The organism is Sphingobacterium olei (assembly GCF_005048855.1).
Lineage (GTDB): Bacteria > Bacteroidota > Bacteroidia > Sphingobacteriales > Sphingobacteriaceae > Sphingobacterium > Sphingobacterium olei.
In genome coordinates, this window is the sequence record NZ_SUME01000003.1 from 84228 (window position 1) to 107647 (window position 23420).

Here is a 23420-nt window from a genome sequence, read left to right on the forward strand (position 1 = left end):
ATGGCAAAAATAATTTTAGCAGGAGGATCTGGAAATTTAGGACAATTGCTGGCTGATCTATTTTTAAGAAATGGTGATAAGGTTAGTATTCTGACCCGTTCAGCGCGTCAGTCTTCCGTACTGGGACTCGATTATATCCAATGGAACGGTACCACACCCGGGAATTGGGCTATGGCATTGGAGGGTGCAGATGTACTCATTAATCTGAGTGGAGAAAGTATCAATACCCGCTTTACGCCGGAGAACAGGAAAAGGCTCGAAGACTCGCGTTTCCTGCCTACCGCTGCGTTGGGGGAGGCTATTGAACATTCCGAAGACCCTCCCAAGTTATGGATCAACATTTCTGGAATTTCCATTTTTGGAGGGGTACAAGGCATACAAGACGAAGACAGTCAACACTATGGTCATGATTTTTTAGCGGAGCTGGCGAAAGAATGGGAACGAATTTTTTTGGCATCAAATACGCCAAACACAGGAAAAGTTATCCTGCGTTTAAGTCCGGTGCTAAGCAGGTCTTCCGGGATGTTTCAGGAGCTGTATCCCTTAGCCAAATGGGGGCTGGGAGGCAAAGTAGGGACTGGACAACAGTACATCAGTTGGATAAACGAGCAAGACTTTATCCGCATCGTAGCGTGGATTAGTTCGGGTTCGGCTAAAAATACGCTATATCATGCCTGTAGTCCTTTCCCGGTAACCAATGCCGAGTTTATGAAAAGCCTGAGGGAATCCGCGGGAACGGCAATTGGTTTACCCTTGCCAAGTCCATTGGCGAAAATTGGCGCTTTTATCAAGGGTGTCGATGCTAGTTTACTGCTGCAAACCACACCGGTCACGACCAAAGCATTATTGGAAGAAGGATTTGAATTCCGCTATCCTGAAATTCATCAAGCATTTGAACAACTTATCAACTCAAAATAATATAATTTTATGTCGTCATCAAAAACATTTTCTATTTCCGAAGATTGGGTTGTCGTCCTGCTCGGATTAGGGATCGTTTTCTTAGCACTGTCCGGTGTAATCGTACCAAAGCCTAGCTTTAGCTGGTCGAACACCACTGAATTAACAGAAAAGGTATTTGCTATAAAAAATCTATCGGCCATCGGAAGTCAATTCGTACTGGTATTCGTCACGGCAATTGCAGGCGCGACACTTCTGGGAAAGAATGTGAAAAGCCTGCTCGTTGTGCTTCCCGTTGTGTATGTCTTGACACTGTTCGCACTTCTCGCGGCTGGTAATGCGGTTGTCAAAGACTACAACCTCGAAGCAGTTATATTCAGTTTGGGGATTGGTTTATTGATCAGTAACTTTTTTCGTTTACCGCAATGGTTCAAAAATGCACTCAGTACCGAGCTGTATGTCAAAATTGGTCTGGTCTTATTGGGGACGACCATTATTTTTGGCGATATCCTCAGAGCGGGTTCCTTAGGACTTATTCAGGCACTGGTAGTAGTGCTATCTGTTTGGTATTTTGCCTTTTGGGTCTGTAAAAAACTAAAAATAGATAAGGAAATGACGATGATGCTCTCCAGTGCGGTATCGATATGTGGTGTTTCAGCAGCCATCGCCACCTCAGGAGCGATCAAGGGAGATGCTAAAAAGCTGTCTTACGTCATATCCCTGGTACTGATCACTGCGGTTCCGATGATGATTTTTATGCCGTATATCGCAGAATGGTTAGGGCTTTCACAGGAGGTAACCGGTGCGTGGTTAGGCGGTTCTATTGATACCACGGGAGCTGTTGTTGCTTCAGGATCCCTTGTAGGAGATAAGGCACTGGAAATCAGTACGATTGTGAAATTTTCACAAAATGTGCTGCTGGGGATAGCTGCATTTGCAATCAGCATATATTGGACCTACGCCAAATCTGTGGATGGGGAGACTAAGCAGGAAAAACCGACACTGAAGATTATCTGGGATCGTTTCCCGAAGTTTGTCATCGGTTTTGTATTTGCTTCGCTCTTATTTTCATTTTTTGTTTCTTCCGAAAGTAACGCCATGGTCAAAGATAGTCTGAAAAGCCTTCAAGGCCTTTGGTTTGCACTTGCGTTTACTTCGATTGGATTGGAAACTAATTTTAAAGAGCTGTTTGGACAGGAAAACAAAAAACCACTTTACGCATTCTTAATTGCGCAGACGTTTAATGTGATCGTGACCTTGTTGATTGCATTGGTTTTGTTTAGCTAAGTGGGCATTTCATCAGCACTTGACTTTACGCGAAGTGCTGATGAAGATTTCGGTGGATGATGATGTTTTTCTAGTTACGTAATGTTAAATGCGCCTACTATACTTGCTGGATGAAGTTCTTTGGAGTTAAGCAGTATATCTCTGCCCCTGGAGTTATTCAAATACAACATCGATAATCCAACAAAAATCGCAGAGCCCTTGAATGCGTTGCAATCTATTGCTATCCGCTCGGCTTCGCGCCAGCCATCCAGCGTTAAGCAATCGATTTCTATTTCTGTGTACGATACTATTTTAACGTCTGCGTTAGCGATATCGATAGCCATTGCGTTTATGACAATAACCATCTTCTCAGCAGCATCGTGAAATTTGATGTCGCGATCCTTTTTAAACCTCGGAATGTCTATTGCGAGTAAATTCTTCTCGTTAAGTGATAGTTCGACGTCAAAATTGAGGTAATCCTGCGTGTTACTTTTTTCATTGAACTGGAAGTTAGCCAAGCGGTTCAGTTTGCCCTGCTGAAGACACATTCTGCCGCGTATTTGATCGGGATTAGCACGCATGGTGCGCAGTATTTGTCCGTTGAGCCGACTCACCATCCTGCTGTCGTATAAATCCAGGTGGGTGTCTGATAAACACGCCCGGATGAAGCCCCCAAATTTGCTAGCCCGCCCAAAGTCGGTGGAAGCCTCTTTGGTGGCGACCGTTTGTTTAAACTTACGGGGCCTCGATTGTATAATTTGTTGATTTCCAATTTTTCGTGCCACGAGATTTCCAACTAAACCTCGAATTGCACCATTTGCTGCTATTTTCATATGGTTGAAATTAGTAAATCAAGTGGCTGTAAATCAAATAAATGTGAATTTTTACGAAATTTTAAAAGCGAGTAAGAACGCTTTTGCGATTTTCATAATGCCTATTCGAGAAGCCATTATCATTTTCGTAACGGTGTGTAACAAGACAACGTTGATTCTGAGGAAACGTGGAACAACTTATCACCAACCCCCAACCAACTTGCCCCTGAAAAAATATTTCCTACATCTTGGGAGCACTGTGCTCCCACATCTATAAGACGATATGAGGAGTCATGGTGTAGTCAATGTGGACTTAACATGGACTCATGGGCAATTTGGGGAGAAGTTGGTAGCCTTTTGTACCCTTGCTAAAGCAAGCACTGTTCGATACAGTGTTGCATACGATTCCATTATGGCAATTTGGGATGATGTACTGATATAACGTTATAAAAATTGATGAAAATAATGCAGGATCGGGTATCCGGATTAATGATAATACGGTAGAGAAATAGGTTTGGTACGGTTTTGGTTAAATGGGGGGAGATAATCGCATTATCACTTAAACAAAATTTATTAGAATGAAAGAATTAATCGAAAAGATCAGTGCCGAATTTGAGGCATTCAAAAGCGACGCCGATGTACAGGCAGAAAAAGGAAACAAAGCAGCTGGAACAAGAGCTCGCAAAGCAACATTGTCCTTGGAAAAACTATTGAAAGAGTTTAGAAAAGTATCTCTTGAAGATTCAAAAAAATAAGTCAATACTTGCACAAAGTAAAATAAGATAGCCGCCTTTTTTGGGTGGCTATCTTGCCTTTTATATAGTTTGTGATCCTTTATACTACAATTTCCTTTTCTTAGGGCTCCGTCCAATAAATCTTATAACCATTTTTCATAATGCTTCTTAGCCTCCAAATGCGGTTTCATTTTTTGTTGTCAGCGTTAGCGATTCCCTGCGCGATAGAGACCTTCTCCTCATCAGATACATTATCCCACCAATCTTTAGTTTCCTCTTTCCTGAAAGTTGCCAATTTTTCAATGATTAAGCTATCTTCCAACGTGGAAAGCCATTGGATAAGTTCTATCTTTTTATCTAATAATTTGGCGTCCATTTCCTGCCTTAAATTTAGTTCTACCATCCTAAATTTACGGAATTTAGTTGCAAGTTGTTTTACATATTTGCTACGATGAAGCATGCCGCCGTATATCAAAAAAGAGATGGCAAATTTGGGAGATTAGAGAGTTACACATATATTTGATTATTAAGTAATTAAAAACATCAAAATGAACAAGACGACATTCTATAAGCCTTTACTATTCGATTTCATTTGGTTTATAGTACTTATTGCAGTTGTCTGGGCCGCACACCGTACAATAATTGGTGTATTTTCAGGTAACAATTTGTTTCCGATTGTGGTAAGGTCGGTCGTTACAATAGGTCTTCTGATCTTCTCTTATTATGTAAATTATAGGTTTCTCAGAAGAAATTTGTTGAATCAAGATATATTGCAGTTCAAATTTCACTCAATTAGTCAATATTTTGGGGGAATTATACTAGGCTGTCTGCTAGTCGCTACTATATGGTCTGTTTTCTACCTGATCTATCCTTTTGAAATAATAAAAAACCACGATCCCACAATTATTCCTGGAATTGACCTAATCTCTTATAGTTTGGGTAATACGCTCGAAGAACTATTATTCAGGGCCTTTTTATTGATTGCATCTGTAAGACTTTTTGGGAAAATAGGTGGTATTCTGGTTGTATCGCTTTTGTTTGGACTTTTTCATCTACAAGGAACAGGACCTACACCAGAGGGACTAAGCATAGTTATGACAACTTCAACAATGTCATTGCTTTTTATTTCAGTAATATATTACACAAATTCTATTTGGACAGCCGTAACACTTCATATAACAGGAAACCTGCTATTGCATACCTTAGGCTTTGACGGAACAAACAATGGTCTATTCCAAATTAGATTTTCTGTTTCAAATATGGATGGATACAGTATTTCCTTTCTCGTAATATACCAAATTGCCGTATTAACTTTTGCGTTATTAATATTTATAAAAGGTCGAAAGCGAATATAGAATGCCGAAAAAACTAGCATATCCCACCCGACCCAACGATGGTATTTCTTTATAGTTTTCTTATGGAATTCCGTATCTTGAGGCATCATATAATTAACGTATACTATTCATGGACGAAAAGGAGTTGCTTACATATTACAAACAGACAGGGGATCTAAATACCCTCGGTACATTGTATTCGCCGTATATGTCCTTGTTATATGGGGTGTGCTACAAATATCTACAGGATGAAGAACATAGTCAGGATGCCGTCATGCAGATATTTGAAGAGCTGATCGTTAAGCTTCGGGGGCATGAGGTCGAAAATTTCAAAAGCTGGCTTTACGTCTATGCACGTAACTACTGCTTAATGCAGTTGCGAAAAGGGAAAAAAATAACAAATGTCGATATTGAAGATAACCTGTATGAGAGCGAACAACAGCTTAACCAATCGGATGAAGAGGATTGGACGGAGGGTGATTTTAAAAAATTAGAAACTTGTCTGGGGACTCTAAATAGCGAACAGGAAACCTGTGTACGTTTGTTTTATTTGGAACAGAAATGCTATAGAGATATTGCGGAAATAACGGGATTTGATTTAAATAAGGTAAAAAGCTTTATTCAGAATGGTAAGCGAAACCTTAAAATCTGTATGGAGAAGAAGTAATGGAAAATAATTATCAACTATCAAGAATTCATAATTACGTCATGGGTCTCATGAGTAAGGAAGAAATGTATGCTATTGAACGGGAGGCTCTGCAGGATCCTTTTTTACAAGATGCCATTGATGGATACAAGATGCAACAAGGGGTTGATGCAAAGCAGCTCAGCATTTTGCAACAACGTCTGGCTCGACGCGTAGAAACACAGAAAACGGATAACAATAGACGTTTCTTTGGTTGGCAGCGTTTAACCGTGGCATTAGCTGCTGCTGTACTTTTTGTGGTCGCCTGCTCATTGGTGTTTTTTAAATTTTTCTCGTCGCAACAGGAAAAAAAGACAGAAGTGATTTTAATGGAGCAACAGCTACGTGTAGATTCACGTACATTGGCTAAGAATGATGCTATTCCGGAAATGGGCTGGACGCAATTTAATGAGGAGCTGAATTCTGAAGTCCGGGATATTTTATCAACGGAAAATGTTATTGTACAGTTTGACGTGGAAAATGGCTTAGCCACAGCGGTCGATGTTACCGGCACATCTTCTCCAGCAGCGACGGAGCTGATAAGCGATTTTATACAGCATAAAATCAAATGGACAGGAACCCACGGTGAAATAAGCATTGCAATTGATTCAAAAGAATAAGAATCGAACCTCATAATAAATAGTAAATTTGTGCTTTATAATTTATCTTGAACGTGACGAAAGTACTTGTAATAGACGATGAGGAAAAATTAAGAACTCTTCTCTCAAAAATAATTGGATTTGAAGGCTTCGAGGTTTTTCAGGCTTCCGGCATCAAGGCCGGATTAAAAAGACTAGAAGGTGCGGACATTGATGTAGTTATCTGCGATGTAAAGCTCCCGGATGGAAATGGTGTGGCAACGGCTAAAATAATTAAAGACAGGTACCCGGTAGTAGAGGTTATTCTTTTAACCGCTTTTGGAAATATTCCGGATGGCGTTCAGGCGATTAAAAATGGAGCTTTTGATTATATTACAAAGGGCGATGACAACAATAAAATAATACCGCTTCTATATAAAGCCAGTGAAAAAGTTGTATTGAACAAAAGAGTTCAGCAACTTGAGAAACAGTTGGGTGAAAAGCATTCTTTTGATAAGATTATTGGGAGGTCTAAATCTATTTTAAAAGCTGTTGAATTGGCTCAAAAAGTTGCTGTTACCGATGCTACTGTCTTGTTAACAGGAGAGACAGGGACAGGGAAAGAGATTTTTGCCCAAGCGATACATCAAGGTAGCACGCGTGCCAACCATAATTTTGTTGCGATTAATTGTTCGGCATTTAGTAAACATCTATTGGAAAATGAGCTATTTGGGCACAAAGCTGGTGGATTTACAGGAGCTGCCAGAGATCAAAAAGGACTTTTTGAAGAGGCTCATAACGGAACTATTTTTCTGGATGAAATTGGAGAAATGGCACCGGATTTACAAGCCAAAATCTTACGTGTATTGGAATCTGGAGAATTTCTTCGTGTGGGTGACACCAAACCGATTAAGGTCAATGTCCGCATTATTGCAGCAACCAACCGCAATTTGGAAGAAGAGATTGAGAAAGAGCATTTCCGGAGCGATCTTTTCTATCGCCTATCTGTATTTGGTATCCATCTTCCTGCATTGAGAGAACGCCCGAAAGACATTAAGCTTCTGACAGAGTTTTATGTAGCGTTGTTTGCCTCAAAATCCAATAGAAAACCTTTGCAATTAACGAACGAGTATATTTTGGCATTGGAAAATAATTCATGGAAAGGAAACATCCGTGAGCTGAAAAATGTTATTGAAAGAAGTGTGATTTTGGCTGACTCAGGTATATTGGACTTGGACACACTACCCCTGGAACTTCAGTATAGAAAATCTGATGTACAGTTGTTATCCGCATTTTCTTTGGCTAGCGCTGAAAAGTTACATATTCGAAAAATGCTCAATCACACCGGTGGCAACAAAGCAGAAGCGGCAAGGTTGCTTGAGATAGGTATAGCAACACTGTATAGGAAAATAGATGAGTACAAACTTTAAAATGACTCTAATATCAAAGTGAAACAATGAATAATTTGACTAATATAAAGAAAGTCCTGACAATTACGATCAACCCTTGTGTGGACAAAAGCAGTTCTGTAAGCGGTATTGTCCCCGAAAAAAAACTACGATGCCAGCTTCCGAAATATGAACCAGGTGGAGGAGGTATTAATGTTTCTAGAGCATTAAAAAGATTGAAAGCTGAATCGTTAACGTTGTTTACGTCGGGCGGTAGAACGGGCAAGTTGTTGGAGGAACTCTTACGAAAAGAAAACCTGGACATATTTCCCTTCACTGTCGAGCATGAAACAAGAGAGAATTTTATAGTTACGGATAGCCTAAATGAGCAGCAATTCAGATTCGGATTTCCGGGGATGCCCATTTCAGAACGGGAGCAGATAGCCTTTTTGAATACCATTCAGAAAATAGAAGATTTTCCGGAGATATCAGTCATCAGTGGAAGTCTGCCAGATGGCGTTGATCCATATTTTATAAAAGAGGTTATTCAGGTCTGCAAACATAAAAACAGTAAAGTCATTATGGATACGTCTGGAAAATCGCTGGAAATTGCCGCCGAAGAAGGTGTTTTTCTGCTGAAACCCAATATTGGGGAACTATCCGCGTTGACGGGAAATAGTGAGTTAAGCAATAGCATGTTGGATGTGGCCGCAGCGCAACTCATAAAGAAAGGCTCGGCGAAGGTCGTTGTGGTTTCGTCCGGAGCGTCTGGCGCCACCCTATTTTACGATACTAAAAAAATATATCAGCCAGCTCCGCTTGTAAAGGTAAGAAGTACAGTAGGTGCTGGAGACAGTATGGTAGCCGGTATGGTGTCTGTTTTAGCAATCAATGGAAGCATGGAAGAGATGCTGCGTATGGGAGTTGCTTGTGGCTCTGCTACTACTATGGCAGAAGGTACGGGACTTTTTCAGACTGAAAATGTCAATAAACTCCTAATGGCATTGTAGTAACACCTCTATAACAGCATATTGTTGCGATCTCACAAGGTGATGTTATACGTTGCTCTTTATGCCCGTTTGAACTAGTCGTGTTCTCTTTTTGCAAACTTCTGTAGATCTTCCTTAGCCCCGTAAATAACAATGATATCATCTTTTTGAAGCATAGTTGTTGGTTCCGGAATGCCTTGTACATTGGCAACTGTTTTACTCTTGCCTAGAAAACTATTTTCCTGTGTATCTCTAATAATGGTCAGAATAAGTATGTTGTGGTATTCCCTGAATTTTACCTCTTCAATTGTTTTACCGACATATTTATTAGGAAGGACTATTTCTACGATGCTAAAATTTTTATTCAGTTCAAAAGAATCGATCACACCCTTCAGGCATAATTTTTTAGCCCACCGCTCCGCTGTTTCTTCTTCTGGTCTTACAATTTCGCTTACCCCTATGGCTTGCAATACATTTTCATGAAGGGGATTAATAGAACGGCTGATTAGTCTTTTGACCCCTAAGTTTTTGAAGTGGGCCGTTACCATAATGTTTGCTCCTTCGTCTTCGCCGATACAGACCATGACGATATCGGTGTTTTTCAGCGGTAAGTGTGTAATAGCAGATTGGTCGGTAGCATTCATACAGATCGTATGGGATAATCTGTCTTTTAAGGCTGTCACTTTCTCCGATCTGGAATCCACGCCGATCACTTCGTTTCCCTGCTGTGTTAATTTCTCCGCCAATGAACCTCCAAAGTTTCCTAGTCCTATAATGATAAATTTCATTTTAATTCTCTTTTTAGTTGATTAATATTTCATCTGAAGGATAATGATAGTTTGCTTGTTTTGCCTTCTTAAAAAATGCGATAAGAATGGTCAACATGCTCACCCTTCCTATAAACATGGTGCCAATCAGCACAATTTTACTTTCATTGCTTAAATTTCCCGTGATACCTAAACTAAGGCCTACTGTACTATAGGCTGAAAAACTTTCAAAAGCAATGTCCAAAAGTGGTATATGGTTGTCATAATGCGCTATTAAAAAGACACTGCAGCCGATAACCAGCAACGATAAACTCATCACTGCAAAGGCCCTTCTTACCGAGATATCTGCTACTTCCCGTCGGAATACTTCAATTTTACGCTTGCCTCTTGCTAGGCTCAGATAGTTTAAGGTAGCAATGGCAAATGCACTTGTTTTTATCCCCCCACCCGTTGAGGCCGGTGAAGCACCAATCCACATCAACAATAGGATGAGAATGGTGGATGAAAAATGCAACTGGCTAAAGTCTATAGAATTGAAGCCAGCGGTTCTCGGGGTAGTTGCCGTGAATAATGCGGTGATTATTTTACCTATCCCACTATGAGGCATTAATACGTTATGATACTCTTTTATATAAATTGTAATTGTACCGATCACAATTAGTAAAGAGGTCGTGATCAGGTTGATCTTGTTGCTCAAGGTCAGTATCCAGGGGCGATAATTCCCTTTTTTGTCGGTAAACCATAAAATATACCTTATAATAAGGTGTTTTAAATACCTGACCGAATTAATTACAATTGGAAACCCTAAACCTCCAAATACAAATATGCCTATGATGATAAGCTGCAATGAATAATTATACAGGTAACCGGCTTCCATCATTCCATTGGGTAATGTCGAAAATCCGGCATTACAAAAAGCTGAAATAGCATGAAAGGCAGAAAAATATATCCGGTCAGAAATAGAAGGGATAAGTGCTTTGTCGAGGTTAATGAATATCAGTGTTGCCCCAATAGATTCAACCAAAAAAGTAATCACTAGAATCCGTTTTACGGTGGTAAATACTTCGCCTATCTTTTCTGAATTGGTCATATCACTTAATGCCAGTTGATTTTCGTAAGTCGAACCACCTTTAAAAAAATAACTGAAATAGCTGGCAAACGTCAAAATGCCCAATCCGCCTGCCTGTATCAATAACATAATCACGGTCTGTCCAAAAGAGGTGAAATAACTGCTTGTATCCACCACGATCAGTCCGGTTACACACACAGCGCTCGTTGACGTAAACAAGGCGTCTATAAGGCTGATTCCCTGGTAGGTAGCTTTGGGAAGCATCAGCACTAATGCGCCTAGAGCGACAAGTCCCATAAAGCTTATGATGAACAATTGCGCTGGGTTCAGGAAAGAGCGCTTATATTTCAACCTTGGTCGGGTAAATTCCCGTACCAATTTTAAGACAACGGCGACCGGTAGCCATGGGGTGATTTCTGAAACCCCACCTAAACTAGCTTGCTTGAACAGGCAATAACAAATAAACAATATGCTTAGTACATCAAAAATAAAGACACTTGGAATAAACTCCCTTCGGTGGTAGATATATTTCAACACGGTATAGAAAACGCCAATAAATAGAACGAAAGTATATAGGACCATCACGCCTACTTTTAGGGGCTCTGTCAAACCAAAACCGAGATCGCCAATGATGGCAATCAGGGCCAAAAGGTGTAGGACAAGAATTAAACGTTGGATCCATTTAGCATATAGAAATTCCTTCATTAGCTTATTTTTCGATTTAATCGAATTAATAATGTCGGCTCGCTGCTTACTAAGCGGTAAATAACCTTGAGATCTCAACCTAAAAAAGATCTAATAGAGCTGCCCATGTTGGCCTACATTATATATTCCTAAAGTGCAAAAATATAAAATTCGGAACGATTCTCCCTACAAATAAAGGTGAGATCCTCCGTTAGGAGTGTCTTATTTCTACGGTGAAATAACAACCGACCTATCATTCTGATAATTATCTTATCAAAATGATAGACTTATTCTTTTCTTTAACGCTTGATTTGTTTCGTAAATGACTCATTTGTAGTATTTTAATTTGTGTTTTTTTAACTGGCATATCGTTTGGCATATAGGAAAACAAAACATAGACAATGAAGATAAAAAATGTGAAATCATATCAATTGTTACTAATTGCATTGATGATGATGTTGATTTTCGGAGCACTAATGAAATATTTAAGTCAGTAAATAAAATATAAAAATATGATAACATCCATTTTAGTAGTAGCGGGACTTGCCTGCTTTGGTTTGCTCTTCAAATCGATAGACTTTTTTGAAAAAATTTAGAACAGAAAATGAAAACAAAAATCATAAATACCATTCGCCAGTGGGCTCCCGAAGCCGCGAGTCTTATACCCGACATTGACCATCTGGATGATACCGTAGCAGACTACCAACTATTACACAAATTAGCAGAAGTATGTATGCATAAAATCCATTCGGGGCTGGAAAATGAACTGGAACGAGTGCAGGAGATAGCAAAAGTAGTTAACCTGCTTTATCAGGGAGGAAATCAATATACCCGCAATGCGATTGAAAATGAATTTCTAACAGCATTGTCCTTTGAAGAAAGTCCTGGAAGCCTGAAAAAGCATCTGGAACTATTTCCAGTCGAACTTAGAAAAGGATATATCAAAACAATCTTAGAAAACTAAAAATTATGATAGCATTATTCATAGTAGCCATTGGTGTATTTGCTTACATCTGCTACGTACTACTGAAACCGGAAAAATTTTAAGTCAGCGAAAAGTTTTTAGTAAGAAGTAAAAAGTGTCCTCACCTCTTACTGCTCACTTTTCATTCAAAACAAAAATAAAAAATGAACACAGAAATTTTAGGAATAATCGTAATGTTTAGCTTATCGGTATTGCTGGCAATACCTTTCGGGAAATACATTGCAAAGGTTTATGGAGGTGAGAAAACCCTTCTTGACCCTATTTTCAATCCGTTTGAAAGACTTTTTTACAAAGTGAGTGGTATCAATTCCCAAACGGAGATGAACTGGAAGCAACAAATGGTAGCCCTGCTCACCATTAATATGGTATGGTTCCTTTTGGGAATGCTGATACTGATGACACAGGGAAGCCTGCCGTTAAACCCCGACAAAAACCCGAGTATGTCGGCATATTTGGCTTTCAATACGGTCATATCGTTCGTGGTGAATTGTAACTTACAGCATTACTCGGGCGAAACTGGATTAAGCTACATCGGGCAGTATTGGTTGATGTTCTTACAGTTCGTAAGTGCAGGAACCGGTATGGCGGCGGCTGTAGTCCTTTTCAGGGCTTTCAGGGATAAGAGTACAGCGGATTTGGGAAACTTTTACAACCATTTTGTGAAATCCTGTACCCGCATTTTATTGCCTGTCTCGCTTATAGTAGCTGTGGTTTTACTTTTCGAGGGAACGCCAATGACCTTTGAGGGTAAAGACAGTATTACTACCTTGGAGGGCGATGTACAGGAAGTTTCCAGAGGTCCTGCTGCGGCATTCATACCCATTAAGCACGTAGGAACAAACGGTGGAGGTTTCTATGGCGTAAACTCTGCCCACCCGTTTGAAAACCCCTCCTACCTGACCAACATGGTGGAAATGGTGGCACAGCTTATCGTTCCGTTGGCAATGGTCTTTGCATTTGGATACTTTATCTGCAGGAGAAAATTATCCTGGATGATATTCAGCGTGATGACCGTCGGCTTCTTGATGCTTACTATTCCAAACATCAATATGGAAATGAACGGTAATCCGGCAATCGCTCAAATGGGAATTGACAATACACTGGGTGCAATGGAAGGTAAGGAAAGTCGCCTAGGGGCTCCGGCCTCCGGTTTTTGGAGTATCGTAACCACGGTTATCTCCACGGGTTCTGTCAATTCGATGCACGATAGTTCAATGCCATTATCAGGGATGAACGAATTGCTAGCCATGATGATTAACGCCTTTTACGGTGGTGTAGGTGTCGGTATGCTTAACTTTTTTGTCTTCGTCATTTTAGCCGTATTTATAAGCGGATTAATGGTGGGGCGTACACCTGAATTTTTGGGTAAGAAAGTGGAAGCACGGGAAATGAAGATAGCGATGGTAATAGCCCTGCTGCACCCATTCTTGATACTGGTAGGTACAGCGTTGTCAGCGGCATTGCCACAATATACGATGGAAACACTCAACAATCCGAGTTTTCATGGATTGAGCGAAATGCTTTACGAAAACACGTCTTCGGCAGCCAACAATGGTAGCGGCTTTGAAGGTTTGGGCGATGATACGATATGGTGGAATATCAGTACCGGATTTATCCTGATACTTGGGCGTTTCCTGCCGATTATCGGTCCAATAGCCATTGCCGGACTGCTAGCTCAAAAAAGATACATTCCCGAGGGCGACGGAACCTTAAAAACGGATACGGCAACATTCGGACTGATGGTATTTGCCGTAATCGCTATCGTAGCAGCATTGGCGTTTTTTCCTGTATTAACGCTCGGTCCTATTGCAGAGTATTTTTCACTGTATTAATTGTTTAAAGAAATTTAGAAATGAGTAAAAATAATAAATCATTGTTTCAGAAAGAACTGGTTCGAGAAGCCTTAACCCAGTCTTTCGTGAAGCTCAATCCGAAAATAATGTTTCGCAATCCGGTCATGTTTACCGTATGGATTGGAACGCTCGTCATGCTGATTGTTAGCCTGTGGACATTGTTTGGTGCAGAAGGTCAGGGAAGTTTTATGTACAATTTCGTAGTATTCGTAGTCCTTTTTAAAACCCTTGTATTTGCCAATTTTGCTGAAGCCATTGCCGAAGCCAGAGGAAAAGCACAAGCAGACAGTTTACGAAAAACAAGAGAGGAAACCCCCGCAAAATTGAAAAATGGCAAGACAATATCATCTGCTCAACTACAAAAAGGTGATGTTTTCGTTTGCGAGGCAGGGGATATTATTCCGTCCGATGGTGAAATAATTGAGGGATTAGCAACCATTGACGAAAGTGCCATTACCGGGGAAAGCGCGCCCGTTATCAGGGAAGCAGGTGGTGATAAAAGTTCGGTTACAGGCGGTACAAAAGTGCTGTCGGACAGGATAATGGTACAGGTCTCCACACAGCCGGGCGAAAGCTTCTTGGACAAAATGATTGCATTGGTAGAGGGGGCAAGCCGTCAGAAAACACCCAATGAAATCGCCCTGACCATATTACTGGCAGGCTTTACATTGGTATTCATCATCGTGTGTGTAACCCTGAAACCATTTGCTGATTACGCAAATGTCAGCATTACCATCGCCTCATTTATCGCTTTATTTGTCTGTTTGATCCCAACTACAATCGGCGGCCTATTATCCGCTATCGGTATTGCAGGAATGGACAGGGCCTTGAGAGCCAATGTGATTACCAAAAGTGGTAAAGCCGTAGAAACGGCAGGTGATATTGATGTTCTTTTGTTGGATAAAACTGGGACGATTACCATCGGAAACCGTAAAGCCACGCATTTCCATCCTGCTAACGGTATAGAAGAGAAAAGGTTGATTAAAGCGGTTGTATTAAGCTCAATGGCAGACGAAACCCCCGAAGGAAAATCTATTATTGAGCTGGCTGGTATCAATCCTTTAAGCTATATAGTAAAAGACCCGAAATTTATCAAATTCACAGCCGAAACCCGTAGCTCAGGTATTGATTATGAAAATATCCGTATCCGGAAAGGGGCAACAGATGCTATCAAAAATCTTGTAATAGAAGCAGGGAACCCTTTTCCAAGAGAAGTGGAAGAAACCGTTAAAGCCATTTCCCAAAACGGGGGTACACCTTTGGTGGTATCTGAAAACGAAGTGGCTCTGGGCGTAATTGAATTGCAGGACATCATCAAGCCCGGTATTCAGGAACGTTTTGAACGTCTGCGAAAAATGGGCATCAAAACCGTGATGGTAACGGGGGATAATCCTTTAACGGCAAAATTCATTGCTGAAAAAGCGGGAGTGGATGACTTTATTGCTGAAGCCAAGCCGGAAGATAAGATGAACTATATCAAAAAAGAACAGGCAGAAGGACGTTTGGTGGCGATGATGGGTGACGGTACGAACGATGCTCCGGCATTGGCGCAGGCAGACGTTGGTGTAGCGATGAACAGCGGTACACAGGCAGCAAAAGAAGCTGGGAATATGGTGGATCTGGACAATGACCCGACCAAGCTAATCGAGGTTGTGGAGATTGGAAAGCAACTCTTAATGACAAGAGGAACGCTCACCACGTTCAGTATTGCCAACGACGTAGCGAAGTATTTTGCTATAATTCCGGCATTATTTATCACGGCTATCCCCGCATTGCAGGGATTGAATATTATGCGTTTGCATTCGCCCGAAAGTGCCATCTTATCGGCGGTTATTTTCAATGCGATTATTATTCCCTTATTGATTCCATTGGCACTTAAAGGCGTTGCCTATAAACCTATAGGGGCAAGTGCCCTGTTACGCAGAAACCTGTTTATATATGGTCTGGGTGGTGTGCTTATTCCCTTTGTAGGGATAAAGCTTATTGACATGGTGGTGTCCGTTTTCTTTTAATTCACAAAAATCAATATAGAGATGAAGCTATCAGCAGCAACAGCTGCTGATAGCTTCATCTCCATCAAAACAAATAAATAAGATGAAAAAACATATTTTGCCCGCTATCAAACTTACTGTTGTTATGATACTTTTTTTTACGGTATTGTATCCATTAGTGGTTTGGGGTATCGCACAGTTTGCTCCCAATTCTGGTAAGGGAGCAATCATTGAACACAATGGCAATACGTACTACGCCAATATTGGGCAGTCCTTTTCCGATGATAAATATTTCTGGTCACGTCCATCAGCGGTAGACTACAATGCAGGAGGTTCGGGCGGAAGCAACAAAGGTGCTTCAAACGAAGAATATCTTGCAGAAGTTCAAGCTCGGATAGATACTTTTCTGGTACACAATCCCGAAGTTAAAAAATCTGAAATCCCTGTTGATTTAGTAACAGCAAGCGGCAGCGGACTTGATCCAAATTTCTCGGTACAAGCTGCAAAAGTACAGGTAAAACGTATTGCCAAAGTAAGAGGTATTGAAGAGGTCACATTGAATCAATTAATTGAGAAACACACCGAAAAACCTTTATGGGGTATATTTGGCCCGGAAAAAATCAATGTATTAAAACTAAATATCGCGTTAGACGAATTAAAGTAAGTTAAAAAACAAAGAAATGAAGAGAATAATAACGTTCTCCACCATTATGTTGGGAGCAGGAAGTATATTGGCACAGGAAACAGAAAAAAAACCGCTAACTATCAGTGGATATGCTGAGGTTTACTATCAGCAGGATTTCAACAATCCGAAATCAAATACAAGACCGGGTTTTGTATACAGTCACAATCGAAATAACGAAGTAAGCCTCAATGTAGGCTTGATTAAGGCATCCTATGAAAACGAAAAGGTACGGGCTAATCTCGGTTTAGGAGTAGGCTCGTATATGAATGCCAATTATGCTGCCGAAGAGGGTGTTTTAAAAAATGTTTTCGAGGCAAATGTAGGTGTTAAGTTATCCAAAGAGCACAATTTGTGGCTGGATGCGGGTATTATGCCCTCCCACATCGGTTTTGAAAGTGCTATCGGAGCAGATTGCTATACGTTGACACGCAGTATGCTGGCAGATAATTCTCCTTATTTTGAAACCGGAGCAAAACTGTCTTATAGCACCCTAAACGGTAAATGGGATATGGCAGTGCTGGTCTTGAACGGTTGGCAACGCATCCAGAGAGTGGAAGGCAACAGTACTCCAGCCTTCGGACATCAATTGACCTACCGACCTACCGAAAAGATTACCTTGAACAGCAGTTCTTTTATCGGTAATGATAAGCCCGATGATACAAAACAAATGCGTTACTTCCATAACCTCTACGGGCAGTTTCAGATTAATGAAAAATTCGCAATGATAGCAGGATTTGATATAGGTGCAGAACAAAAGAGTAAAGGTAGTAGCGACTACAGCATCTGGTACAGCCCGGTGCTGATTGCGAAATACAGCCCAACAGATAAAATAAGCCTTGCAGCAAGAGGAGAATATTATCAGGATAAAAACGGTGTCATTATAGCTTCTGGCACAGAAAACGGATTTCAGACTTTTGGGGCTTCGTTCAACGTGGACTATCAGATTTTGTCCAACTTCGTTTGGCGTACCGAGGTCAAAAGCTTAAATAGCAAAGATGCTGTTTTCTTAGACCGGGATGATCGTATGAAAAAAGGCAACGTGATGGCTGTTACCTCGCTGGCGATACAATTTTAATAAAACCAAAATGGGTAAAAAGGGGCTGTCTAAAAAGCACAACATCGTCGTCATTCTTCCTCGATGACGCGTTTTCTTGTAGGTGACGACTTTTTTAGACACCTTCTTTTACCCATTTATAGTAAATTTGATTGACTGTAAAAATATATGATATGAAAATAGCCATATTGACATTGGGAACAAGAGGAGATGTACAACCATATGCTGTATTGGGAAAAGCACTGAAAGATAGAGGGCACGAAGTTGTACTATCCACAGCGAAGAACTTTGAAAGCCTTGTTGCTTCTTACGGGCTAGACTTTGTACCTGTTGAACTGGATTTTCAAGAATTGGTTAAATCAAAAGAAGCCGGTAAGTTGATGAAAAGCCCATTAAATGCTCTTCGTTCAGCCAAAAATCTAAAAAAGCTAATGACTCCGTTAGTATTGGACGCACTCAAAATTTTTTATGATTTATCAAAGCGAAGTGATAAAGTACTTTTTCATATTAAAACAATGGCAGATAATTTTGCAGACCAGTTTCCGGAAAAGATGATTAAAACGGATGTCGTTCCTGCAAGCCAGCCTACAGCAGCATTTCCTAATCCCGTCTTTAGTGCATTTTGCTTGCCGCCTTTTCTAAATAGGTTTACTTTTAAGTTGACTGAATTAGGGTTAAAGATGTGGACAAAACCCATTCAGCAGTTTCGGCAAAGTGTAGGGCTCCCTATTAACTCCAGCAAACCTGATTTGATGTCTATCTATGGTGTCAGCGAACTGCTGCTGAAAAAACCAGATGATTTTCCAAATAATAGCTTTTTCACTGGATTTTGGTTTGACCATTCCTCTGCCGAATTAAGCCAAGACCTCGTTGATTTTATTGCAGGCGGAGAGCCACCATTACTGGTGACATTCGGAAGTATGCCGTTTGATAAAAATCTTGATATTCCCGAGCTCATCAATATGTTGAGCAAACAGTTAAATATACGAATAATTGTAGTAAAAGGCTGGGGACTTTCCGATACGGAAGCACTCAGCCAAAATCCGGATGTAAAAGTGATTGACGCAGCTCCTTATGATAAATTATTTCCATTGGTAAAGGCTGTAGTCCATCACGGAGGTATCGGTACAACCGCCTCATGCCTGAAAGCAGGGAAACCATTTCTGACCTGTCCCGTATTGCATCCGCTTGGCGACCAGTTTTTTTGGGGTAAGATAGCATTTGAAAAAGGCCTAGCCTTATATCCTCTACCGGTTAAAAAATTAACGAAAGAAAAATTTATGGCGGCCATCAAAGCACTTTTAGGAAATGAAAGCCTTTATATGAAGGCAAGGGAATTTTCAAAACAACTTAACCAGGAAGACGGAATTAAAAATGCGATTGCGTACATTGAAAAGGATCAGAGCTGGGTCAAATAGTAGATATTGGAATAGAGAATAAACGCAATATGCTGAAACAACCAATAGTTGCAGGAATACAACTGAAAGTAGCACAAAAACAACTAAAGGTAGCGTGATTTTTTCACTAACAAAGACGAAACGAAATAATTTTGTGGTATCAAAAAACATATAATATGATGCTGAATTCAAAATCAATTGGCAATAAAATTGCCGAAGCAAGAAAGAAAAATAATCTTTCCCAGGCGGAACTTGCACAGCAAGTACTAATCAGTCCACAAGCTGTTGGTAAATGGGAACGAGGGGAATCTATGCCAGATATCACGACATTAAGCAGACTAGCAGAAATTCTTGGGGTCGACCTTAATTACTTCTCTGACAATTTTCAGACCGTTGACGCAACATTGGTGGCGCAAGGTGCAGGTAACGATGAGTCTATGGAAATTCCGATACTTAAAACCAATAAAAGGTTTAACCGGAACTGGGATATGTCTCAAGGAAACTGGGCTGATGCTGATTTTTCAGGTTTAAACAATTTGAAGGAAAAATTTAGTTCTTCAAATATGAAGAACTGTAAGTTTTTGAACGCTGATTTATCAGGACTGATTCTCGGAAAGAACAATATTGAGCTTTGTGATTTCTCGGGTTCGGACATCAGAGAAAGTAAAATTCAATCTTCAAACCTCTCAAATAATCAGTTCAATAAGTGTTCCTTTACAGAGGCTGAACTTTTCAAAAGTAACGTTGAAAAATGCGATTTCTCTGAAGCGGACTTTTCAGGAGCTGAAATTTTGGAATCAAATCTAGACAGTAATATTGTAAATGAGGTGGTTTGGAAGTTTACGAAATTTTTAAAATCTAACATTAGCAATATTACTTTTACCGGAACTTTTGAGGATTGCCATTTTGAACGTTGTGCCTTTTATGGGGTTAAGTTTGAAAATGCAATTATTCTAAACACCTTTTTTAAATATAATGACAGGTTTAAAAAGGTTCAGTTTGTGAACTGTAAGGTGGACAGCATAACTTACGCCTTTTTAAAAAACAACCAGGCCAATTTGACCGGCATTACATTATTAACCCAATAAACAGGGATGACATAAGCGTATGGACATAGTAGAAGTTGAAACGTCAGACCAAACGATGTAAAGCATTTTGACATGGAAGAAACAAGAAAAAGTGCCGAACATTTTTTGGATCTAATCCAGAAGTCCCGCAGGGGAAAATTCAAACTCTATATCGGGATGAGTGCCGGTGTGGGCAAAAGCTACCGGATGTTACAGGAGGCACACACTCTTTTGGACAACGGTATAGACGTAAAGATCGGCTTTATAGAGACCCATCAACGGAAAGAAACCCACGCCTTGCTGGAAGGACTTCCTGTCGTCCCGAGAAGAAAACTGTTTTACAAAGGCAAGGAATTGGAAGAACTCGATGTACAGGCGGTGATTAACCTGCGTCCCGAGGTGGTTATTGTGGATGAGCTGGCGCATACCAACATTGAGGGAAGCAAAAACGAAAAACGCTGGCAGGATGTAATGAATATTCTCGATGCGGGTATCAATGTCATCAGTGCGGTAAACATCCAGCATATTGAGAGCCTTAACGAAGATGTCAGGGAGATAACGGGAGTAGAAGTAAAGGAACGTGTACCGGACAGCGTTGTTTCCCAGGCAGATGAAGTTGTAAACATTGACCTAACCGCAGATGAGCTTATCACGAGATTGAAAAAGGGAAAAATATATGAGCAGGCAAAAATAGAAACCGCTTTGAATAATTTTTTTAAAAGCGAGCATATTTTACAGCTCCGTGAACTTGCCTTAAAAGAAGTAGCCTCACAGGTAGAGCGAAAAGTGGAAACAGAGATTACAATGGTCAACCCCTTAAAAAGGGAAAAATTACTCGCCTGCATCAGCTCCAATGAGAAGACGGCAAAAAATGTTATCCGGAAGACCGCAAGGCTTGCCAATTATTATAACGGGAAATGGTATGTGTTATATGTTCAGACTCCTAATGAAAGTGCCGATAAAATTGCTCTGGATAAGCAAAGACATTTGATTAACAATCTTAAACTGGCAACGGAACTGGGTGCTGAAATCATAAAAACAGAAGGCAGAAACGTTACAAGGGCTATAATGGAACAGTGTGAACAGCGAAAAATTACGACTGTCTGTATCGGGAAGCCCCACCTTAACCTGTTAAAAGTACTATTAGCGACAGATACATTCAATTCACTTCTGAATAAGCTGTCAAAAGAAAATATTGATTTAGTAATATTATCGTAAAAAGAGAAAAGTAAGCAGTAAGAAATGATAGAAATATATCCTTTACTTCGAACTTGTGATCAGTAATTTAAAAAAGTGTAAAATTGAAAATAAAAGCAAAATTAACCTTTGGTGTCGGGCTGCTGTTCCTGCTCATACTGGCACTGGCAGCAGTGAGCGGCAGGTATATCCATCAGCTCAAAAGAGACACAAACAATATCCTTGTGGCCAATTACAATACGTTACAATATTCCAGAAATATGCTGATTGCCTTAGAAAGTATTGGTGAGGACACGACAGCAATAAATACTTTTAATGAGAATTTAATCAAACAGCAACAAAATGTAACTGAAATCGGAGAAAAGGAAGTGACAAACCTGGTTATGAAGCATTTTTCGATGCTCCGGAACAATCCTGAAGATACCGTTTTAATATCTTCCATCAGAGGAGATATTACAGAACTGATGCGGTTGAATATGGAAGCTATTGAACAAAAAAGTAACATTGCTGATGCGACTGCCCAAAAGGCAATCGTTATCATTTCAGTTACCGGCTCGCTGTGTTTTCTGATTGCCTTTATTTTATTGGTGAATTTACCTTCGGGTATTGCTAATCCTATTAAGGAACTTACGGAAAGCATAAAAGAAATCGCAGCGCAAAATTATAAAAAGCGGGTACATTTCGAAAGCCATAACGAGTTTGGAGACTTGGCAAAATCGTTCAATACAATGGCTGAAAAACTGGAAGAATATTCCGAAAGCAGACTGGATAAAATCCTCAAAGGGAAGAAGCGGATAGAAACGCTTATTAATAATATGCACGACCCTGTTATCGGGATTGATGAAACCAACAAAGTGTTATTCGCCAATGACGAAGCACTGAAAATTACAGGCTTGGAGGAAAAAGATTTGATAGGCAGACAAATTCAGGACATAGCGGTTACCAATGACCTGATAAGGGATATTGTCAAAGATATTTTCCGTTCTGAAGCCGGAAAGATAAAATCTGAACAGCTAAAGATTTTTGCAGACGGCAAGGAAAGCTATTTCGAGAAAGAAATTTTAGACATCAACATCATACCTACCGGGGAAACACAATCTCAATTTATCGGGCAGGTCATTATGTTGCGAAACATTACCCCGTTCAAGGAACTGGATTTAGCTAAAACCAATTTTATGGGAACGGTTTCCCACGAATTTAAAACGCCTATTTCATCTATACAGATGAGTTTGCAATTACTGGAAAACAAGCAAATAGGCAACTTGAATATCGAACAGAAAAATTTGGTTGAAAGTATTAAAGAGGACACCCTCCGTTTACTGAGAATTACGGGAGAATTATTAAACATCACGCAGGTTGAAAGCGGCTCTATCCAAATAAATCTGCAGCCGTCACCAATAAATCCTATCATTGAATACGCTGTTCATGCTAATAAGTCGGCGGCGGATCATAAGAAGATAGCTATCGACGTAAATACCGACGATACTTCAATCGTGTATGCCGACAGCGAGAAAACAGCTTGGGTGATGACAAATTTGATTTCCAATGCAGTTAGATATTCTTACGAAAATTCAATAATTTTTGTTAAATATAAAAAGGAAAATAATAAAATACAATTTTCTGTTGCAGACACTGGTCAAGGAATACACCCGCAATATCTGACCAAAATATTTGAACGCTATTTTCGTGTTCCAGGTGCTAAGAAAGAAGGAACAGGGTTAGGACTGAGTATTAGCAAAGAATTTATCGAAGCGCAAGGAGGTGAAATTTGGGTAGATAGTGAGTACGGAGTGGGAAGTACGTTCTATTTTACTTTAAACATCGCTCCACACAACATGAAAAATGAGGAGAAATAGGTGTTGAAATTGATTCAAAAGAATAAGGAGCTTTTTTATATCGTCACTGCGAGAGGCACGACGCGACAGTCTTTCCATTGATGTTGATAGATTGCCACACCTTCGTGCCTTCAGTTCGCAATGACGACGAAA

At 40.2% G+C, this 23420-nt stretch carries 22 protein-coding genes; 18 read left to right on the forward strand and 4 right to left on the reverse strand.

All coding sequences use genetic code 11. The features are described 5' to 3' along the window. Together FAZ15_RS07735 and FAZ15_RS07740 are read left to right on the forward strand one after the other, a co-directional pair. Positions 1-918, forward strand: coding sequence for a TIGR01777 family oxidoreductase (locus FAZ15_RS07735; protein ID WP_136900752.1), 918 nt, complete (start codon positions 1-3; stop codon positions 916-918). Between the two features lie 9 nt (positions 919-927). Next, positions 928-2184 carry a YeiH family protein gene (locus tag FAZ15_RS07740; protein ID WP_136900753.1) on the forward strand — a complete coding sequence of 419 codons (1257 nt, stop codon included), beginning with the start codon at positions 928-930 and terminating at the stop codon, positions 2182-2184. Between the two features lie 74 nt (positions 2185-2258). Here the strand turns inward: FAZ15_RS07740 and FAZ15_RS07745 are convergent, their stop codons facing one another. Continuing rightward, complete coding sequence (locus tag FAZ15_RS07745) at positions 2259-2996, reverse strand: hypothetical protein (RefSeq protein WP_136900754.1); 738 nt, start codon at positions 2994-2996, stop codon at positions 2259-2261. A 557-nt stretch (positions 2997-3553) separates the two neighbouring features. On the opposite strand from FAZ15_RS07745, the gene FAZ15_RS07750 reads away from it, so the two are divergent. Beyond that, positions 3554-3730, forward strand: a complete 177-nt coding sequence (locus FAZ15_RS07750; protein ID WP_136819328.1) for a histone H1 — start codon at positions 3554-3556, stop codon at positions 3728-3730. A gap of 166 nt (positions 3731-3896) precedes the next feature. On the opposite strand, the gene FAZ15_RS07755 is transcribed toward FAZ15_RS07750, so the two are convergent. After that, complete coding sequence (locus tag FAZ15_RS07755; protein WP_202912348.1) at positions 3897-4112, reverse strand: hypothetical protein; 216 nt, start codon at positions 4110-4112, stop codon at positions 3897-3899. A gap of 145 nt (positions 4113-4257) precedes the next feature. On the opposite strand from FAZ15_RS07755, the gene FAZ15_RS07760 reads away from it, so the two are divergent. The 5 genes from FAZ15_RS07760 (at position 4258) to FAZ15_RS07780 (ending at position 8704) form a co-directional block, all read left to right on the forward strand. Then, positions 4258-5064, forward strand: a complete 807-nt coding sequence (locus FAZ15_RS07760; RefSeq protein ID WP_136900755.1) for a CPBP family intramembrane glutamic endopeptidase — start codon at positions 4258-4260, stop codon at positions 5062-5064. A gap of 109 nt (positions 5065-5173) precedes the next feature. Next, entirely contained in the window at positions 5174-5710 is a 537-nt protein-coding gene (locus FAZ15_RS07765) for an RNA polymerase sigma factor (RefSeq protein ID WP_136900756.1), read from the forward strand. A 50-nt stretch (positions 5711-5760) separates the two neighbouring features. Next, on the forward strand, positions 5761-6348 hold the full coding sequence (locus FAZ15_RS07770) for a hypothetical protein (protein ID WP_162304900.1): 588 nt from the start codon (positions 5761-5763) through the stop codon (positions 6346-6348). A 53-nt stretch (positions 6349-6401) separates the two neighbouring features. Continuing rightward, on the forward strand, positions 6402-7736 hold the full coding sequence (locus tag FAZ15_RS07775) for a sigma-54-dependent transcriptional regulator (RefSeq protein ID WP_136900758.1): 1335 nt from the start codon (positions 6402-6404) through the stop codon (positions 7734-7736). A 26-nt stretch (positions 7737-7762) separates the two neighbouring features. After that, a complete protein-coding gene (locus FAZ15_RS07780) occupies positions 7763-8704 on the forward strand; it encodes a 1-phosphofructokinase family hexose kinase (protein WP_136900759.1) in 942 nt (313 codons plus the stop codon). Between the two features lie 74 nt (positions 8705-8778). Here FAZ15_RS07780 and FAZ15_RS07785 read toward each other — a convergent pair whose 3' ends face one another. Further along, on the reverse strand, positions 8779-9471 hold the full coding sequence (locus FAZ15_RS07785) for a potassium channel family protein (RefSeq protein ID WP_136900760.1): 693 nt from the start codon (positions 9469-9471) through the stop codon (positions 8779-8781). A gap of 13 nt (positions 9472-9484) precedes the next feature. Continuing rightward, positions 9485-11224 (reverse strand): TrkH family potassium uptake protein, encoded by a 1740-nt coding sequence (locus FAZ15_RS07790; RefSeq protein ID WP_202912349.1) that lies wholly within the window; start codon positions 11222-11224, stop codon positions 9485-9487. Positions 11225-11807: 583 nt separating this feature from the next. On the opposite strand from FAZ15_RS07790, the gene FAZ15_RS07795 reads away from it, so the two are divergent. The 10 genes from FAZ15_RS07795 to FAZ15_RS07840 all read left to right on the forward strand — a co-directional run bounded on the left by FAZ15_RS07795 (position 11808) and on the right by FAZ15_RS07840 (position 23288). Further along, positions 11808-12167: a DUF7674 family protein gene (locus FAZ15_RS07795; protein WP_136900761.1), complete on the forward strand. Its 360-nt coding sequence runs from the start codon at positions 11808-11810 to the stop codon at positions 12165-12167. A 5-nt stretch (positions 12168-12172) separates the two neighbouring features. Further along, entirely contained in the window at positions 12173-12250 is a 78-nt protein-coding gene (gene kdpF, locus FAZ15_RS23110) for a K(+)-transporting ATPase subunit F (RefSeq protein WP_136901194.1), read from the forward strand. An 81-nt stretch (positions 12251-12331) separates the two neighbouring features. Then, positions 12332-14020, forward strand: coding sequence for a potassium-transporting ATPase subunit KdpA (gene kdpA, locus FAZ15_RS07805; protein ID WP_136900762.1), 1689 nt, complete (start codon positions 12332-12334; stop codon positions 14018-14020). Positions 14021-14040: 20 nt separating this feature from the next. Next, entirely contained in the window at positions 14041-16053 is a 2013-nt protein-coding gene (gene kdpB, locus FAZ15_RS07810) for a potassium-transporting ATPase subunit KdpB (RefSeq protein ID WP_136900763.1), read from the forward strand. A gap of 82 nt (positions 16054-16135) precedes the next feature. Then, complete coding sequence (locus tag FAZ15_RS07815) at positions 16136-16696, forward strand: K(+)-transporting ATPase subunit C (RefSeq protein WP_136900764.1); 561 nt, start codon at positions 16136-16138, stop codon at positions 16694-16696. 16 nt (positions 16697-16712) lie between these two features. Further along, a complete protein-coding gene (locus FAZ15_RS07820) occupies positions 16713-17792 on the forward strand; it encodes a porin (protein WP_136900765.1) in 1080 nt (359 codons plus the stop codon). A gap of 152 nt (positions 17793-17944) precedes the next feature. After that, positions 17945-19189 (forward strand): glycosyltransferase, encoded by a 1245-nt coding sequence (locus FAZ15_RS07825; RefSeq protein WP_136900766.1) that lies wholly within the window; start codon positions 17945-17947, stop codon positions 19187-19189. Positions 19190-19344: 155 nt separating this feature from the next. After that, positions 19345-20256 carry a helix-turn-helix domain-containing protein gene (locus FAZ15_RS07830; RefSeq protein ID WP_238387194.1) on the forward strand — a complete coding sequence of 304 codons (912 nt, stop codon included), beginning with the start codon at positions 19345-19347 and terminating at the stop codon, positions 20254-20256. Positions 20257-20328: 72 nt separating this feature from the next. After that, positions 20329-21453, forward strand: coding sequence for a sensor protein KdpD (locus tag FAZ15_RS07835; RefSeq protein WP_136900767.1), 1125 nt, complete (start codon positions 20329-20331; stop codon positions 21451-21453). 83 nt (positions 21454-21536) lie between these two features. Next, positions 21537-23288: a HAMP domain-containing sensor histidine kinase gene (locus tag FAZ15_RS07840; protein ID WP_136900768.1), complete on the forward strand. Its 1752-nt coding sequence runs from the start codon at positions 21537-21539 to the stop codon at positions 23286-23288. Positions 23289-23420: the final 132 nt, after the last annotated feature.